The organism is Shewanella sp. DAU305 (assembly GCF_026802235.1).
Lineage (GTDB): Bacteria > Pseudomonadota > Gammaproteobacteria > Enterobacterales > Shewanellaceae > Shewanella > Shewanella baltica.
Genome location: NZ_CP113808.1, coordinates 3,558,867 through 3,574,927 on the forward strand (window position 1 = coordinate 3,558,867; position 16,061 = coordinate 3,574,927).

Annotated in this window: 13 protein-coding genes and 3 tRNA genes; 6 read left to right on the forward strand and 10 right to left on the reverse strand. The window is 46.0% G+C overall.

Annotation, left to right across the window (positions count from 1 at the left end):
• Position 1: 1 nt before the first annotated feature.
• The 4 genes from OX890_RS15065 to OX890_RS15080 all read left to right on the forward strand — a co-directional run bounded on the left by OX890_RS15065 (position 2) and on the right by OX890_RS15080 (position 3,438).
• Positions 2 to 1,009, forward strand: coding sequence for a peptide ABC transporter ATP-binding protein (locus OX890_RS15065; RefSeq protein WP_006081132.1), 1,008 nt, complete (start codon positions 2 to 4; stop codon positions 1,007 to 1,009).
• Entirely contained in the window at positions 990 to 1,775 is a 786-nt protein-coding gene (locus OX890_RS15070; RefSeq protein ID WP_006085370.1) for a peptide ABC transporter ATP-binding protein, read from the forward strand. Before OX890_RS15065 ends, OX890_RS15070 begins: the two co-directional genes overlap by 20 nt.
• A 105-nt stretch (positions 1,776 to 1,880) precedes the next feature.
• Positions 1,881 to 3,083 carry an enoyl-ACP reductase FabV gene (gene fabV / locus OX890_RS15075; RefSeq protein WP_011846466.1) on the forward strand — a complete coding sequence of 401 codons (1,203 nt, stop codon included), beginning with the start codon at positions 1,881 to 1,883 and terminating at the stop codon, positions 3,081 to 3,083.
• A 142-nt stretch (positions 3,084 to 3,225) separates the two neighbouring features.
• Complete coding sequence (locus tag OX890_RS15080; RefSeq protein WP_006085368.1) at positions 3,226 to 3,438, forward strand: TOBE domain-containing protein; 213 nt, start codon at positions 3,226 to 3,228, stop codon at positions 3,436 to 3,438.
• A 189-nt stretch (positions 3,439 to 3,627) separates the two neighbouring features.
• On the opposite strand, the gene OX890_RS15085 is transcribed toward OX890_RS15080, so the two are convergent.
• The 9 genes from OX890_RS15085 to OX890_RS15125 all read right to left on the reverse strand — a co-directional run bounded on the left by OX890_RS15085 (position 3,628) and on the right by OX890_RS15125 (position 12,726).
• A complete protein-coding gene (locus tag OX890_RS15085; RefSeq protein WP_268649477.1) occupies positions 3,628 to 5,493 on the reverse strand; it encodes a SurA N-terminal domain-containing protein in 1,866 nt (621 codons plus the stop codon).
• A gap of 225 nt (positions 5,494 to 5,718) precedes the next feature.
• Positions 5,719 to 5,991 (reverse strand): nucleoid-associated protein HU-beta, encoded by a 273-nt coding sequence (gene hupB, locus OX890_RS15090; RefSeq protein ID WP_006081127.1) that lies wholly within the window; start codon positions 5,989 to 5,991, stop codon positions 5,719 to 5,721.
• Between the two features lie 259 nt (positions 5,992 to 6,250).
• The gene (lon, locus tag OX890_RS15095) at positions 6,251 to 8,608 is read right to left on the reverse strand and encodes an endopeptidase La (protein ID WP_071938997.1); all 2,358 of its coding nucleotides are present in this window, start codon (positions 8,606 to 8,608) and stop codon (positions 6,251 to 6,253) included.
• 132 nt (positions 8,609 to 8,740) lie between these two features.
• Positions 8,741 to 10,021 (reverse strand): ATP-dependent protease ATP-binding subunit ClpX, encoded by a 1,281-nt coding sequence (gene clpX, locus OX890_RS15100; protein ID WP_006081125.1) that lies wholly within the window; start codon positions 10,019 to 10,021, stop codon positions 8,741 to 8,743.
• 84 nt (positions 10,022 to 10,105) lie between these two features.
• Positions 10,106 to 10,714, reverse strand: a complete 609-nt coding sequence (gene clpP, locus OX890_RS15105; RefSeq protein WP_006081124.1) for an ATP-dependent Clp endopeptidase proteolytic subunit ClpP — start codon at positions 10,712 to 10,714, stop codon at positions 10,106 to 10,108.
• An 89-nt stretch (positions 10,715 to 10,803) separates the two neighbouring features.
• On the reverse strand, positions 10,804 to 12,108 hold the full coding sequence (gene tig, locus OX890_RS15110) for a trigger factor (protein WP_006085365.1): 1,305 nt from the start codon (positions 12,106 to 12,108) through the stop codon (positions 10,804 to 10,806).
• A 262-nt stretch (positions 12,109 to 12,370) separates the two neighbouring features.
• Positions 12,371 to 12,446 (reverse strand) — tRNA-His (locus OX890_RS15115).
• A 9-nt stretch (positions 12,447 to 12,455) separates the two neighbouring features.
• A tRNA-Arg gene (locus tag OX890_RS15120) sits at positions 12,456 to 12,532 on the reverse strand.
• Between the two features lie 117 nt (positions 12,533 to 12,649).
• A tRNA-Pro gene (locus OX890_RS15125) sits at positions 12,650 to 12,726 on the reverse strand.
• 362 nt (positions 12,727 to 13,088) lie between these two features.
• Between OX890_RS15125 and folD the strand changes: the two genes are divergently transcribed.
• Complete coding sequence (folD, locus tag OX890_RS15130) at positions 13,089 to 13,943, forward strand: bifunctional methylenetetrahydrofolate dehydrogenase/methenyltetrahydrofolate cyclohydrolase FolD (protein WP_011846463.1); 855 nt, start codon at positions 13,089 to 13,091, stop codon at positions 13,941 to 13,943.
• 102 nt (positions 13,944 to 14,045) lie between these two features.
• Here the strand turns inward: folD and cysS are convergent, their stop codons facing one another.
• Positions 14,046 to 15,425 carry a cysteine--tRNA ligase gene (gene cysS, locus OX890_RS15135; RefSeq protein WP_006081121.1) on the reverse strand — a complete coding sequence of 460 codons (1,380 nt, stop codon included), beginning with the start codon at positions 15,423 to 15,425 and terminating at the stop codon, positions 14,046 to 14,048.
• A gap of 140 nt (positions 15,426 to 15,565) precedes the next feature.
• On the opposite strand from cysS, the gene OX890_RS15140 reads away from it, so the two are divergent.
• Positions 15,566 to 16,060, forward strand: a complete 495-nt coding sequence (locus OX890_RS15140) for a peptidylprolyl isomerase (RefSeq protein ID WP_006081120.1) — start codon at positions 15,566 to 15,568, stop codon at positions 16,058 to 16,060.
• Position 16,061 lies beyond the last annotated feature (1 nt).

A 16,061-nucleotide genomic window follows, 5' to 3' on the forward strand; every position in this document is an offset into this window, starting at 1 on the left:
TATGCCTTTACTCGACGTACGAAATCTCACGATTGAACTCGATACGCCCCACGGTAGAGTGCGGGCGCTCGAAAAAGTCAGCTTAACGCTCAATGCCGGCGAAATTCATGGCCTAGTCGGTGAGTCAGGCTCTGGACGAAGTTTGTTAGCCAGAGCGATTCTTGGGATCCCAGGTCCCAACTGGACCATCACAGCCGATCGCATGATGTGGGATGGCAATAACTTGATGGCTATGAGCTCAAAAGAGCGCCGCAATCTAATGGGTTCAGACATGGCGATGATCTTCCAAGATCCATCGGGCAGCTTAGATCCGGCGCAAACCGTCGGCAGTCAGCTGATGCAAGCTATGCCTAAGAATCCCAATGCCTATTTTTGGCAAAAACGTCGACATGCACGGCTGACAGCGCAAAAATGGCTGCATAAAGTCGGGATTAAAAATCCTCGACAGGTAATGTCTAGCTATGCGTGGGAATTATCCGAAGGCGAATGCCAAAAGGTGATGATTGCGATGGCGGTTGCTAATCAGCCTCGCCTCTTGATTGCCGATGAACCCACAAGCTCGATGGAGCTCAGCACTCAAGCGCAGATATTCAGATTATTATCTCAATTAAATCAATTACAAAATGTATCGATTCTATTGATCAGCCACGAGCTTGAAACCTTAGCCCAATGGTGCGATCACTTATCCGTGCTCTATTGCGGTCAGGTTATGGAATCGGGGCCGACAGACGAAGTGATTAAGCAGCCTTATCATCCTTACACTAAGGCGCTGCTTGACAACATGCCCGACTATTCAGGCTCAGGTGGCCACAAGGCGATTATGCCTACCCTTCCAGGGTCTGCGCCCGCCTTACAGCATTTGCCAATCGGTTGTCGCTTAGGGCCTCGTTGCCCTGAAGCCCAAAAAAAATGCGTTAATCAGCCAAATTTAAGTCATATTAAAGACCGCTATTTTGCCTGTCATTTCCCTTATCACGGCGAAACCCACAATGACGACCCCACTGCTTAAAGTTAACGATCTTTATAAAAGATACGATACCGGTTATAGGGGCTTTTCCCGCCAATATAACGATGCCTTAGCGCCCGTATCCTTCGAGCTCCAACGCGGCGAAACCTTAGCCATAGTGGGTGAAGCAGGTTCGGGTAAGAGCACCTTAGCCCGCATTTTAGTCGGCGCTGAGCCCCGCAGTGGCGGCGAGATTTTTTTCGAAGGTGAAGCCTTAGACAGCCGCGATATCAAGCAAAGATGCCGCTTAATTCGAATGATTTTCCAAGATCCGAATACCTCACTAAACCCGCGTTTGACAATTGGCCAGTTGCTCGATGAGCCGCTGCGTTTTAATACCAAAATGTCGGCGCAATCGCGGCACACCCAAGTGGTCGACACATTGCGCAAAGTGGGCTTATTACCTGAGCATGCGGAGTTTTATCCGCACATGATTTCCGAAGGCCAGAAACAGCGCGTTGCGGTAGCGCGAGCCCTAATGCTCAATCCTAAAATTATTATTGCCGACGAAGCCTTGACCGCGCTTGACCTTTCAGTACGCTCACAAATTCTCAATTTGCTGCTGAAACTGCAAAAAGACCTCGGCTTGTCTTATATCTTCGTATCCCATAATCTCAATATTATTCGCCATGTTAGCGATAAAATTATGGTGCTGCACAAAGGTGTAATGGTCGAGAAAGCACCTACAGAACAGATATTTAACTCGCCACAACATGAATATACCCAGAGGTTGATCCAAGAGCAAAGTCTGTTTGTCCATAAACGTTAAACTGCTCCAACCACTTAAATAATCAGGTGAATTGGCTAAAAATAGGTGCCATTTACCCGCCGAAATATTTATCCTATTGGTCATTTTGATAGAAGAAGCTTAAACATGATTATCAAACCAAAAATTCGTGGATTCATTTGTACCACTACACACCCAGTCGGTTGTGAAGCAAACGTTCAAGAACAAATCACGCTAACCAAAGCTAAAGGTAAAATTGCTAACGGCCCGAAAAAGGTATTAGTGGTTGGTTCATCAAGCGGTTACGGTCTGTCTTCACGTATCGCCGCCGCTTTCGGTAGCGATGCCGCAACGATTGGCGTGTTCTTCGAAAAGCCAGGTACTGAAACGAAACCAGGTACTGCGGGTTGGTACAACTCTGCCGCTTTCGACAAATTTGCTAAAGCTGAAGGCTTATATTCTAAGAGCATTAACTGCGATGCCTTTAGCCATGAAGCAAAACAAAAAGTGATCGAACTTATTAAGCAAGATCTCGGTGAAATCGACATGGTCGTTTACTCACTGGCATCACCTGTGCGCAAACTGCCAGATTCTGGTGAACTTATCCGTTCTGCGCTAAAACCAATCGGTGAAACTTACACTGCGACTGCGGTTGATACCAATAAAGACTGCATCATTGAAGCCACCGTTGAGCCAGCAACTGAGCAAGAAATTGCCGATACTGTCACTGTTATGGGCGGCGAAGATTGGGAACTGTGGATCAAAGCCTTATCTGAAGCGGGTGTATTAGCGGATAACTGCAAAACCGTAGCCTATAGCTATATCGGTACTGAACTGACGTGGCCAATCTACTGGCACGGCGCCCTTGGCAAGGCCAAGATGGATTTAGACCGCGCAGCAAAAGCCTTAAATGAGCAATTGTCAGCCACTGGTGGCAGCGCTAACGTCGCGGTACTGAAGAGCGTTGTGACTCAAGCGAGTTCGGCTATTCCAGTCATGCCTTTGTATATCGCTATGGTATTCAAGAAAATGCGTCAGGAAGGTCTGCATGAAGGTTGTATGGAGCAAATCTATCGCATGTTCAGTGAGCGTCTATTCCGCGCCGATGGTGCTAAGCCAGAAACTGACAGCGACAATCGCATCCGTTTAGACGATTGGGAACTGCGTGAAGATATTCAGCAACACTGCCGTAATCTGTGGCCACAAGTGACCACAGAAAACTTGTCAGAATTAACGGATTACCGTGAATACAAAGCTGAATTTATTAAATTATTCGGCTTTGGTATCGAAGGTATTGATTACGATGCCGACGTTAACCCATACGTTGAGTTTGACGTTATCGAGCTCTAATCGACTGCGATAGCTAGTCACTGCTTATCACAACGTTAAACGCCACTTTTTAGTGGCGTTTTTATTTGCAACGCCCGAACTAAGATGCGCTACACTAGCTTTCACCAATCACTCCCTAATAATCCCTCAATAAGGAAAGACGATGAAAATTAGCGCAAGAAATACGCTCAGCGGTACGATCAAATCCATAGAAATGGGCGCGGTAAACAATGAAGTGACGATCGAACTTGCACCCGGAGTGGTATTGACCTCTGTGGTGACTAAAGCGTCCTGTGAGCGCCTAGGTCTTAAAGTGGGGGATTCGGCTTATGCACTTATCAAAGCCAGCAGCGTGATGATAGGCGTTGATGATTAGCACGACTGTAACGTCGCGCTTGATGTTATGGCGTATTGAGTCTGACTGTGTTGCTGTAACTTATTCACTGCACAATCATCGACATACTTCATCGCATTGAAAAACAAAAAGGCCAAGTGAAATCACTTGGCCTTTTTAATCGAAGTTTACAAGTAGGATAACCAGTTCAACGCGCTATCCTCGCTTAAATCATTCTTCTACAGGGTAAAGCACCTTGGCATTGGCTTTAAGTGAGTCTATCAAGCCACGGTAGTCTGCTTCGCTGTATTGTGCGTTCAGGCGTTGTTTAAGCGCATTCACCAGCTCATCACTCACACCTTCAGCAGCGTTGACTTTATCTAGCGCAACCACGGCATAACCATTTGCTAAACCCACGGTATCGACAACTGGAGAAGTACTTGGCGTTGGCATTTGGAACGCTTTGCCTACAATAGCAGCATCAACATCTTGCGCGCCGCGGCCTAGTTTTGCTTTAGCCACTAAACCAAGATCCATTGCACCGGCTTTAACTTGTGCCATCAGCTCTTGTGCTTTCGCACGGGCAGCTTCGTTTGCTTGATCTTGCTTCAAACGCTCTGTGATATTGGCTTTCACTTCCGCTAGGGCCAAAGTGCCCGCATCATGATGTTCCTTCACACGAACCACCACCACGTGGTTAGGTTCAAGCTCAATCACTTCACTGTTTAACCCTTTCAGCATAACAGTTTCAGAGAACGCGGCTTTAACTAAGTCTGGCTTGTTCAGCGCAGCAGGAACGTTATCGCGAGAGAACAGTGGAGTCGTCTTAATATCGACGCCCACAGCTTTAGCGGTTTCAGATAACGTATCTGGCACTTCATAGCTAGTATCAGCTAATTTGCTTTGTAAGCTGTAGAATTGATCAACCGCTTTCTTATCTTGCAATTGCGCTACTATCTTAGCTTTCACATCGGCAAACGGTACAGTCACACCCGGTTGCACATCTAATAGCTTGATAATGTGGAAACCAAAGTCAGTTTTAACTACCGCTGAATGTTGGCCTTTGTTCAATGCAAATAATGCAGCATCGAAAGCGGGGTCCATCACACCTGGTTCAAACCAATCCAGTTTACCGCCCTGCTCTGCACTCAAGGTATCGTCAGAGTTCGCTTTAGCCAGATCAGCAAAATCGGCACCGCTGTCTAATTGCTTCGCTAAATCTTCAGCCTTGGCTTTTGCAGCCGCTTCATCGCTACCTGGCATAACCAGAATGTGTGCGGCAAGACGCTTCTCATTAGACACGTATTGCGCTTTATGTTCTTCGTAATAAGCTTGCGCTTCTTCGTCAGAAACTGGGTTATTTTTAGCAAAATCAGCCGCATTCAGCTCAACATATTCTAAGCTCACCATTTCAGGGCTCATAAACTGCCCTTGGTTTGCGTCATAATAGTTTTTCACTTGCTCGTCAGTCACAACCGCTGTCGCTAAGAATGGCGCAGAATCAACGACTAAATAACGCACATCGCGAGTTTGGCCTTGTAACTCAGCTAACTGCTTAGCTTCGCCAGCTAACACAAATTCAGTACCAACTAGCGCTGCCGTTAACTGACGACGGGTCATATCGACGCGCATCATGTCTCTGAATGCCTGTGGTTGATAACCTAACTGACGTAGAATCGCTTGATAACGGTCGTTATCAAATTTGCCATCGGTTTGGAATGCGGGTTCAGTTTTCACGGCAGCAATAATCTGTTCGTCAGATACTCGCAAACCCATAGCCTTAGCCGCTTGATCTATCAGTTTGTCAGCCACTAAGCGCTCTAATACGCTCTGCTTAATGCTTTGTAGATATTTTTCGTCAGCAGATAACGCAGCAAACATCTCACCTAGCTGTTGCTCCATACGAGAGCGCTCGCTTTGGTAAGCCTGCTCAAGCTCAGCTTTAGTGATTATGTCACCGTTCACTTCTGCTGCAGGCACATCAGTTGTAGAACCTAAGTAACTGCTGACTCCTGCAAATGCAAAAGATAAAATCACAAGTACGAGAATGCCTTTAGCAATCACGCCTTGCGAACCATCGCGGATCTTTTCTAACATCAGATTTCTCGCTTGTTGCGATTAACAAAATAAAAAGGCGCATCAGTTTGAGATGCGCCTTTCTGTAATTTATGGGGAATATTCAGACGCTACCACTGGTAAATTCTAAAACCCCGAGTAATGGTAGAAATTAAGCTTCATATTCCATTACTTTCAATTCGTAAAAAGCACTGATAAACAGTGCTTGTCATTACGAATGCCTTACAAAGGCTACGATATTAATGATTAATTAACAGCGTCTTTCAGTGCTTTACCAGCTTTGAATGCTGGAATTTTAGCTGCTGCGATTTTGATTTCTTCACCCGTTTGTGGGTTGCGACCAGTACGCTCAGCACGTTCACGCACTTCAAAAGTACCAAAACCAACAAGAGAAATTTTATCGCCTTCTTTCAGACCTTCGGTCACAGCAGCGATAAAAGAATCCAGTGCACGGCCGGCAGCGGCTTTAGAAATGTCAGCACCAGATGCGATTTTCTCGATTAGTTCAGATTTGTTCATGTCATCCCCTTGAATGTAATTTTTTTGCGCCGCAACCAAATCCGTCTCTAGAGCGGTCTGCGGAGGCTTTTATAACAAGCTTGAATTCAAAGTTCAAGCTGAGTTCGAAAACCAAAGAAATAAAACTGGATACAGCTCAAAGCCAGTTGCGCCAAGGGCTTGGAGCAGCTGGCTCTCCACAGACCTAGGCTACCACAGGTCTACGCTTTGTTAAGCCCCTTTTTTCATTTTTTTTAACGTGATAGCGCAATTTCTTGCGTTATGCCAAGTTTTTAACCACTTCGAAGCCTTCAACCGGTCTTTCTAGGGCCAGTTTTAACACTTCATCGACCCAACGCACGGGACGAATTTCTAAATCGGCAATCACATTGGCAGGAATTTCTTCCAGATCACGCTCGTTTTCTTTTGGTATAAGCACTAATTTTATGCCGCCGCGGTGTGCTGCCAGCAGTTTTTCTTTCAAACCACCGATAGGTAACACTTCACCACGTAAGGTTATTTCACCTGTCATGGCCACGTCGCTACGCACTGGGTTACCCGTTAAGCTGGATACTAAAGCGGTACACATAGCCGCACCGGCCGATGGACCATCTTTTGGCGTTGCACCTTCTGGCACATGCACATGGATATCACGTTTCTCGTAGAAATCCGCATTGATGCCTAATTGTTCCGCACGGGCGCGAACAACTGTCATCGCCGCTTGAATCGACTCTTGCATGACGTCGCCAAGGGAACCGGTATAAGTTAACTTACCTTTACCAGGCACTGACGTTGCTTCAATCGTTAGCAGATCACCGCCTACTTGTGTCCACGCTAAGCCTGTCACTTGACCGATTTGGTTCTTCGACTCGGCTTTACCGTAATCGAAGCGCTGCACGCCAAGGAATGACTTAAGGTTCTCTTGATTCACAGTGACAGATTTTACTGATTTATCGAGCAAAATCATTTTCACGACTTTACGGCAAATCTTAGACAATTCACGCTCAAGCGAACGCACGCCCGCTTCACGGGTGTAATAGCGGATAATGCCAACGATAGCGCTATCCTCGACTTTAATTTCAGCCGCTTTTAAGCCGTTGCGCTCAATTTGCTTATTCAGCAAATGTTGCTTAGCAATATTCAACTTCTCGTCTTCGGTGTAACCCGACAAACGGATCACTTCCATACGGTCCAGTAGTGGACCAGGAATATCCATAGAGTTAGACGTTGCCACAAACATCACATCGGATAAGTCGTAATCGACTTCGAGGTAATGATCGTTAAAGGTCGCATTTTGCTCAGGATCGAGGACTTCTAATAAAGCAGAAGCCGGATCGCCGCGCATGTCTGAACTCATCTTGTCGATTTCATCGAGCAAGAATAATGGGTTTTTCACGCCCACTTTAGCCATTTTTTGAATGACTTTACCTGGCATAGAACCAATATAGGTACGGCGATGACCACGGATTTCCGCTTCATCACGCACGCCGCCTAAGGCAACACGCACATACTTACGCCCGGTCGCCTTAGCGATCGATTGACCCAAGGAAGTTTTACCCACACCTGGAGGTCCAACGAGACACAGGATTGGCCCTTTAAGCTGACGCACTCGGCTTTGGACTGCCAAATATTCCAAGATACGTTCTTTAACTTTTTCCAGACCAAAATGATCGGTATCGAGCACTTCTTGGGCTTTCGCTAAATCACGTTTGATTTTAGAGCGTTGGCTCCAAGGCACTGACGTCATCCAATCCACATAGCTGCGAACAACTGTGGCTTCTGCCGACATTGGCGACATCATACGTAGCTTGTTAAGCTCAGCCAGGGCTTTTTCTTTCGCCTCGGCGGGCATGTTAGCCTCTTCAATCTTACGATTTAAGGCTTCAAACTCGTCATGGCCTTCGTCTAAGTCACCCAGTTCTTTCTGGATGGCTTTCATCTGTTCGTTCAGATAGTACTCACGCTGACTTTTTTCCATCTGTTTTTTAACGCGGGTACGGATACGTTTCTCAACCTGCAATAGGTCGATCTCCGATTCCATCATCGCCATTAAATATTCCAGACGCTCGCCAACGTTGATCATCTCAAGCACAGATTGCTTATCTTCAAGCTTAAGTGGCATGTGTGCGGCCATAGTATCAGCCAGACGCGCCGCTTCATCGATACCCGATAAAGAGGTCAATACTTCTGGCGGTATCTTTTTGTTCAGCTTGATATAACCTTCAAACTGACCAATAGCACTGCGCACTAACACTTCTTCTTCTTTGTCTTCCAGCGGTTCTGATTCCAGATACTCAGCCTTAGCCACAAAAAACTCTGTTTCTTGGGTGTAACGGGTAATGCGGGCGCGACGTCCGCCTTCTACCAACACTTTGACTGTGCCGTCTGGCAGCTTAAGTAACTGTAAAATAGAGGCAACCGTACCCACTTCGAAGATGTCATCTTTTGATGGTTCATCGAGTTCGGCATCACGCTGCGCCACTAAAATAATTTGCTTATCCTGCGCCATTGCGGTTTCGAGACATCGAATAGATTTTTCTCGTCCGACAAATAACGGAATTACCATATGGGGATAGACCACCACATCTCGCAGTGGCAGCACGGGGAGTTCGATATGCGCTTCACGCTCTTGGGTCATAGTTCGATTCCGTTTTGGTGAAATGGATTAATACTGGAGTATATTGGGACGCTTTATTGAGTTTCAATGGCTAATACGAAAAAAGGAGTCCATTGGACTCCTTGTTTTTCAGTTTATTAGCAATCAGTACAATTATTGCTCGCCAGAGGCTGCTTGGGCTTCATTGTGCTCATAAATCAGGATAGGTGCAGATTCACCTTTCACCACTGATTCATCGACAACGGCCTTCACAACACCATCGACTGAAGGAATATCGTACATAGTATCCAGTAGAATACTTTCAACGATTGAGCGTAAACCACGGGCACCTGTCTTACGTGACATCGCCTTGTGTGCTATCGCTTTAAGTGCATCTTCGCGGAACTCAAGCTCGACACCTTCCATCTCAAATAAGGCACTGTACTGCTTAGTCAGGGCATTTTTAGGTTGAGATAAAATTTGCACTAGGGCTTCTTCATCCAGCTCAGTCAGAGTCGCAACCACTGGCAGACGGCCGATAAACTCAGGAATTAAGCCATATTTGACCAAATCGCCAGGTTCAACTTGAGTTAAGGTTTCAGAAATCGTCGCCTTCTCTTTTTCGCCTTTTACCTGAGCACCAAAACCGATACCCGAACCAACGTGTGCACGTTGCTCAATCACTTTCTCAAGCCCTGCAAACGCACCGCCACAGATAAACAGGATCTTAGAAGTATCGACTTGTAAGAATTCTTGCTGTGGATGCTTACGGCCACCTTGAGGTGGAACCGCGGCAACAGTACCTTCAATCAGCTTAAGCAGCGCTTGCTGCACGCCCTCACCCGATACGTCACGGGTGATCGATGGATTGTCTGACTTACGGCTAATTTTATCGATTTCATCGATATAAACGATACCACGCTGCGCTTTCTCTACATCGTAGTCGCACTTTTGCAGCAACTTTTGAATGATGTTTTCAACGTCTTCACCCACATAACCCGCTTCAGTCAGTGTCGTGGCATCGGCCATAGTGAAAGGTACATTGAGTGAACGCGCAAGGGTTTCAGCCAATAACGTCTTACCGCTACCCGTTGGACCGATAAGCAAAATGTTACTCTTACCCAGCTCGATACCATCTTTAGGCGACGCATTTTTCAAACGCTTATAGTGGTTATACACTGCCACAGACAGCACTTTTTTCGCTCTGTCTTGGCCAATCACATAATCGTCTAAATGTGCACGCAACTCATGTGGTGTCGGTAACTTATCGCTATCGCGCTTTGGAGAGATTTCTTTAATCTCTTCACGAATGATGTCGTTACATAACTCAACACATTCGTCGCATACATACACTGATGGGCCAGCAATGAGTTTTCTGACTTCATGCTGGCTCTTTCCGCAAAAAGAGCAGTACAGCAATTTACCGCTGTCACCATTATTTTTGTTGTCGCCCATTAATTACCTCATTTGCAGTCTGCTCTACTGCCTGTCTTAAATTTGCTTAACCTTTACAGAGCATAGCTCAGTCAAAAGCAAAAATCAGCCGCGTTTCGTCATCACAGAGTCAACTAAGCCATATTCGACGGCTTGAGTCGCGCTCATAAAGTTGTCACGATCGGTATCGCGTTCAACCACTTCGAGCGGTTGGCCAGTGTGCTCGGCTAACATTTGGTTAAGCTTATTCTTAATGCCTAAGATTTCTTTGGCATGGATAGCGATGTCAGAAGCTTGACCTTGGAAACCACCCAGTGGTTGATGGATCATCACGCGAGAGTTTGGTAAACAGTGACGTTTGCCCTTCTCACCACCGGCTAATAAGAAAGCGCCCATGCTGGCCGCTTGGCCGATACAGACAGTGCTAACATTCGGTTTGATAAACTGCATGGTATCATAAATCGCCATGCCTGCGGTGACTGAGCCACCTGGAGAGTTAATGTATAAAAAGATATCTTTATCTGGGCTTTCTGATTCTAAGAATAATAGTTGCGCCACGATAAGGTTTGCCATGTGTTCTTCAACTTGACCTACCAAAAAGATAATCCGCTCTTTCAACAAACGAGAATAAATATCGTATGAGCGTTCACCCTTAGCAGTCTGTTCGATCACCATAGGCACTAAAGCACTTTGTATGTCTGACGCATTATGCATTATTCACTTCCCTAAATAAAAATGGCTCGCATGAGGAGCCTCATACGAGCCATTATAAATGGCGAACAGCTAATCAAGTCAAGCTTAGCTTATGCGCGACCAGTAGCCTTGTTCATAAATTCTTCAAAAGCGACTTCTTTTTCGGTCACTTTGGCAGATTTCAACAGTGCTTCAACTGCTTGCTCTTCTAAAGCAACGTTGCGCATGTTTTGCATCAGCTCTTTGTTGCTGTTGTAATAAGCAACAACTTCACTTGGATCTTCGTAGGCAGAAGCCATAGAAGCGATCAAGCCTTGTACGCGTTCGTCTTCTGCTTTAAGTTCGTTAGTCTTGATGACTTCGCCTAATAACAGACCGATTTTAACGCGACGTGCAGCTTGTTCAGTGAACAATTCAGCTGGCAGTTCAGGCATGTTTGCCGTTTGATTGCCAAAACGTTGCATTGCTTGTTGACGCAGTACGTTAACTTCGCCATCGATCAGTGCTTTTGGCAAAGTGATGTCATTGTTCGCTAACAGACCGTTGATCACTTGCTCTTTCACGTTAGCTTTTAACGCTTGCTCAAGTTCACGGTTCATGTTTTTACGGATTTCAGCTTTAAGGGCTTCTAAGCCACCTTCGCTGATACCGAACAGAGCAGCAAACTCATCGTTTACTTCTGGCAGGTTAGCTGCTTGAACTTCAGTCAGCGTGATCGCGAACTTAGCGGCTTTACCTTTCAGGTTTTCAGCGTGATATTCTTCTGGGAAGTTCACGTCGATAACAAATTCTTCACCCGCTTTGTGACCTAAAATACCCGCTTCAAAACCAGGGATCATACGGCCGCTGCCTAATTGCAGTTCGAAATCGTCAGCTTTGCCGCCTTCAAATTCTTCACCGTCAACTGAGCCAACAAAGTTCATTTTCACTTTGTCGCCATCGGCAGCTTCACGTTCAACAGCAGCGAAAGTTGCGTGTTGTTTACGTAGCGTTTCAATCATAGTGTCAACGTCAGCGTCAGTCACTTCAGCTTTTGGTTGTTCTACTTCGATTGCATCTAAGCCTTTCAGCTCAACTTCTGGATAGATTTCAAAGGTAGCGATAAATTCGAACTTTTCGCCATCAGTTGAACCTGGAACAAAAGTCGGTGCACCGGCTGGGTTTAACTTCTCAGCAATAATTGCTTCGATGAAGTTACGTTGCATCACTTCACCCATGATGTCTTGACGAATCGCTGCTCCGTAACGTTTGTTAATCACAGTAATAGGCACTTTACCAGGACGGAAACCTGGGATACGAGCACGCTTAGCTTCACGTTGTAAACTGTCTTTAACCAGCTTTTCAATTTGTTCAGCAGGAACAGAAATGGTCAGGCGACGCTCTAGGCCTTGGGTTGCTTCAACAGAAACTTGCATTGTTTTACCTCGAAATTTGTCTAACGTCCTTTGTAATAGCCGATTCATCAACTATTCAGGTATTCGTTTCTTGATCATTAAATTTGACTACAATGCCCACCACTACTGGCTTTAGGCACAGGTCGCTCATAGTTGATATCTATCAAGACGCGACATTATAGCCACCGTTTTCTGCAGAGTCGAGCCTCAACAGCCGAATCTGGGGTATAAAAAAAGCGACACAAGGTCGCTTTTTTTAATTTGTACTCAAAGTACTAAAAAATGGGGTGACTGATGGGGCTCGAACCCACGACAACCGGAATCACAATCCGGGACTCTACCAACTGAGCTACAATCACCACTGAAACTGGTACGCCCGGCAGGATTCGAACCTGCGACCACCCGCTTAGAAGGCGGGTGCTCTATCCAACTGAGCTACGGGCGCATGGTTTACAGAACTTTCTGTATCCTAACCGATTTTGGAAAGCACTTAGCTAACCCTACCATTCGCTTATTTGAGTTCAAATTATCTTCAAATTCATTGAAGCAAACAATAATAAAGTGGTCGGTGATAGAGGATTCGAACCTCTGACCCTCTGGTCCCAAACCAGATGCGCTACCGGGCTGCGCTAATCACCGAAGGTCTTACATTTTTTTGGTATCAACTCAGAGGGTTTCCTCTGGCCCGCTCTCATCTAAAAACAAGATGCATTACCGGACGCGCCAATCACCGAAGGTCTTAAATAACATTTTCAGTGCTAGATGAACACATCTGCCTGAGAACGGAGCGCATCTTATCCCCTCACTTTACAACCGTCAACGATTTTTTTATTGATTGACTCTAGGTGCTGAATTATCAGGCTAATCCGGTTTTTTTTATCCATTTGGCGACGGCTTTAACCATGACACAGTAGCTGTGCCCTGTTAAAATAGCCGCGATTGCCAATCTCTGTGTTAACTACTGTTTTAACCATCGCCCATATAAAGGATATCCTACACCCATGACAGCCCAAATAATCGACGGCAAGGCGATTGCTCAATCCATCCGCACTAAGCTCAGCGAAAAAGTCACCGCCCGCAAAGAGGCTGGACAGCGCATTCCGGGTTTAGCCGTAGTATTAGTGGGAGCCGATCCGGCATCACAGGTTTATGTTGGAAGCAAACGTAAGGCCTGTGAGGAAGTTGGATTTATTTCTCGTTCATACGATTTAGAAACAAGTTGCAGTGAAGATGAGTTGCTGAGCCTTATTGATAGTCTGAATGATGATCCGACCATCGATGGCATTTTAGTGCAACTGCCACTACCCGCCCATATCGAAGATTCAAAAGTCATCGAACGTATTCGCCCAGATAAAGATGTCGATGGATTTCACCCGTACAACGTTGGCCGTTTAGCCCAGCGTATTCCGGTGCTGCGCTCTTGCACGCCGATGGGCATAATGACACTCATCAAATCCACCGGCGTTGATACCTATGGTTTAGATGCTGTCGTGGTTGGTGCGTCTAATATTGTCGGCCGCCCTATGACGTTAGAATTACTGTTGGCGGGTTGCACTACGACCACTTGCCACCGTTTCACTAAGAATCTTGAGCAAAAAATTCGTATCGCAGATCTCGTGGTTGTCGCAGTCGGTAAACCCGGCTTCATTCCTGGTGAGTGGATCAAGCCCGGCGCTATCGTCATTGACGTAGGCATTAACCGTTTAGATAACGGCACCTTAGTCGGCGATGTGCAATATGACGTTGCGGCGCAAAATGCCAGCTTTATCACTCCGGTCCCCGGCGGTGTTGGCCCGATGACGATTGCGAGTCTATTGGAAAACACCTTATACGCTGCTGAGCAATATCACGACTAAGTTCTAAGTTCTAAAGTTCTTCAGCCATAAAAAAACCTGCATGATGCAGGTTTTTTTATGGCTGAAGATTTCATCTAGATGAGAGAAAACAACTAACTAAGCTTATTTCTTGCGCCAAGTGGTGCCACTTGGGCCATCTTCGAGCTCAACGCCTAACTCATTCAAACGGTTACGCGCCACATCCGCAGCAGCCCAGTCCTTTTCAGTACGAGCACGGTTACGTTCAACGATTAAAGCTTCGATTTCAGCCACTTCATCATCACTACCGCCGCCTTGGAAGAAAGCTTCAGGCTCTTGGCTTAATAAGCCTAAAACATCCGCTAATTGCTTCAAGGTGACTGCTAATGCCGATGCCTGTGCCATATCGGTCAGTTTTAAGCGATTGATCTCACGTACCATGTCAAACAGGACTGAGTAGGCTTCAGGTGTATTAAAGTCATCATCCATCGCCGCTTTAAATTTCGCGACAAACTCTTCTGCTGGCGCTGCAGCGACAGTCAAGTCGACATCTTTAATGGCCGTATACAAACGCTCTAAAGCTGAGCGAGCTTGTTTCAAGTTATCTTCTGAATAGTTCAGTTGGCTACGATAATGGCCAGATAACAGGAAATAACGCACAGTTTCAGCATCATAGTGACCAAGTACATCGCGAATGGTAAAGAAATTGCCTAACGACTTAGACATTTTTTCACGGTCAACCATCACCATGCCAGTGTGCATCCAATAGTTAACGTATGGCGTGTCATGGGCACAGCAAGACTGGGCGATTTCGTTCTCATGGTGCGGGAACTGTAAGTCAGAGCCGCCGCCATGAATATCAAAATGTAGACCTAAATGTTTGCTGTTCATGGCCGAACATTCGATATGCCAGCCAGGACGACCCGGTCCCCATGGCGATTCCCACGTCGGTTCGCCAGGTTTAGACATTTTCCACAACACAAAATCCATTGGATTTTGTTTTGTTTCGTCCACTTCTACCCGAGCACCGGCTTGCAGTTGATCTAAATTCTGGCCTGATAAACGGCCGTAATCAGGATAGGAAGCCACGCTGAAAAGCACATCACCATCGCTCGCCACATAGGCATGACCACGGGCGAGTAATAACTCAACCATGTCGATGATTTCGGCAATATGCAGGGTTGCGCGCGGTTCAAAGTCTGGGCGCAACATATTTAAGGCATCGAAGTCTTGATGCATTTCACCGATCAAACGCTCGGTTAAGGCTTCACAGCTTTCGTTATTCTCGTTAGCGCGCTTGATGATTTTGTCATCAACATCGGTGATATTGCGCTGAAAATTCACTTCATAACCCGCATAACGCAGGTAGCGCACTATCATGTCAAAGGAAACAAAAGTACGGCCATGACCAATATGACAGAGATCGTATATGGTCACACCACACACGTACATCCCGATTTTTCCGGGAGTAATCGGCTTAAATTCCTGTTTTTGGCGGGTAATACTGTTGTAAATCTTCAACATCGATATTCTCTTCAATGATACATTCAGGTGTAAAATCAAGGAGTCAGTCTACCACGGCCTGACAGGTTTTGAATACTGCACTTTGCGCGCAATCCGAGATAAGTTAGAATCGCGCCACTATTTACAGAGAGTATGAAAACATGATCACAATACACACCAATTTGGGCGACATTAAACTGCAACTGAACGCTGAAAAAGCGCCGTTAACAGTAGCAAACTTTATGAAATATGTTGACGAAGGTTTCTTCGACGGCACTATCTTCCACCGTGTGATTGACGGTTTCATGATCCAAGGTGGTGGCTTCAACGAAGACATGAGCCAAAAGCGTTGTAACGAGCCAGTGAAAAACGAAGCCAATAACGGTTTATCAAACCGTACTGGTACTGTCGCTATGGCCCGTACTTCTGATCCACATTCAGCCACTGCACAGTTCTTCATTAACGTGAACGACAACACTTTCCTCGATTTTAAATCAGAAACCTCACAGGGCTGGGGCTACTGCGTATTCGGCGAAATCGTTGAAGGCATGGACATTATCGAAAAAATCAAAGCTGTTAGCACTGGCAACCGTGGCATGCATCAAGATGTGCCATTAGAAGCCATTGTGATTGAAAAAGTCAGCGTTGCGGCATAAT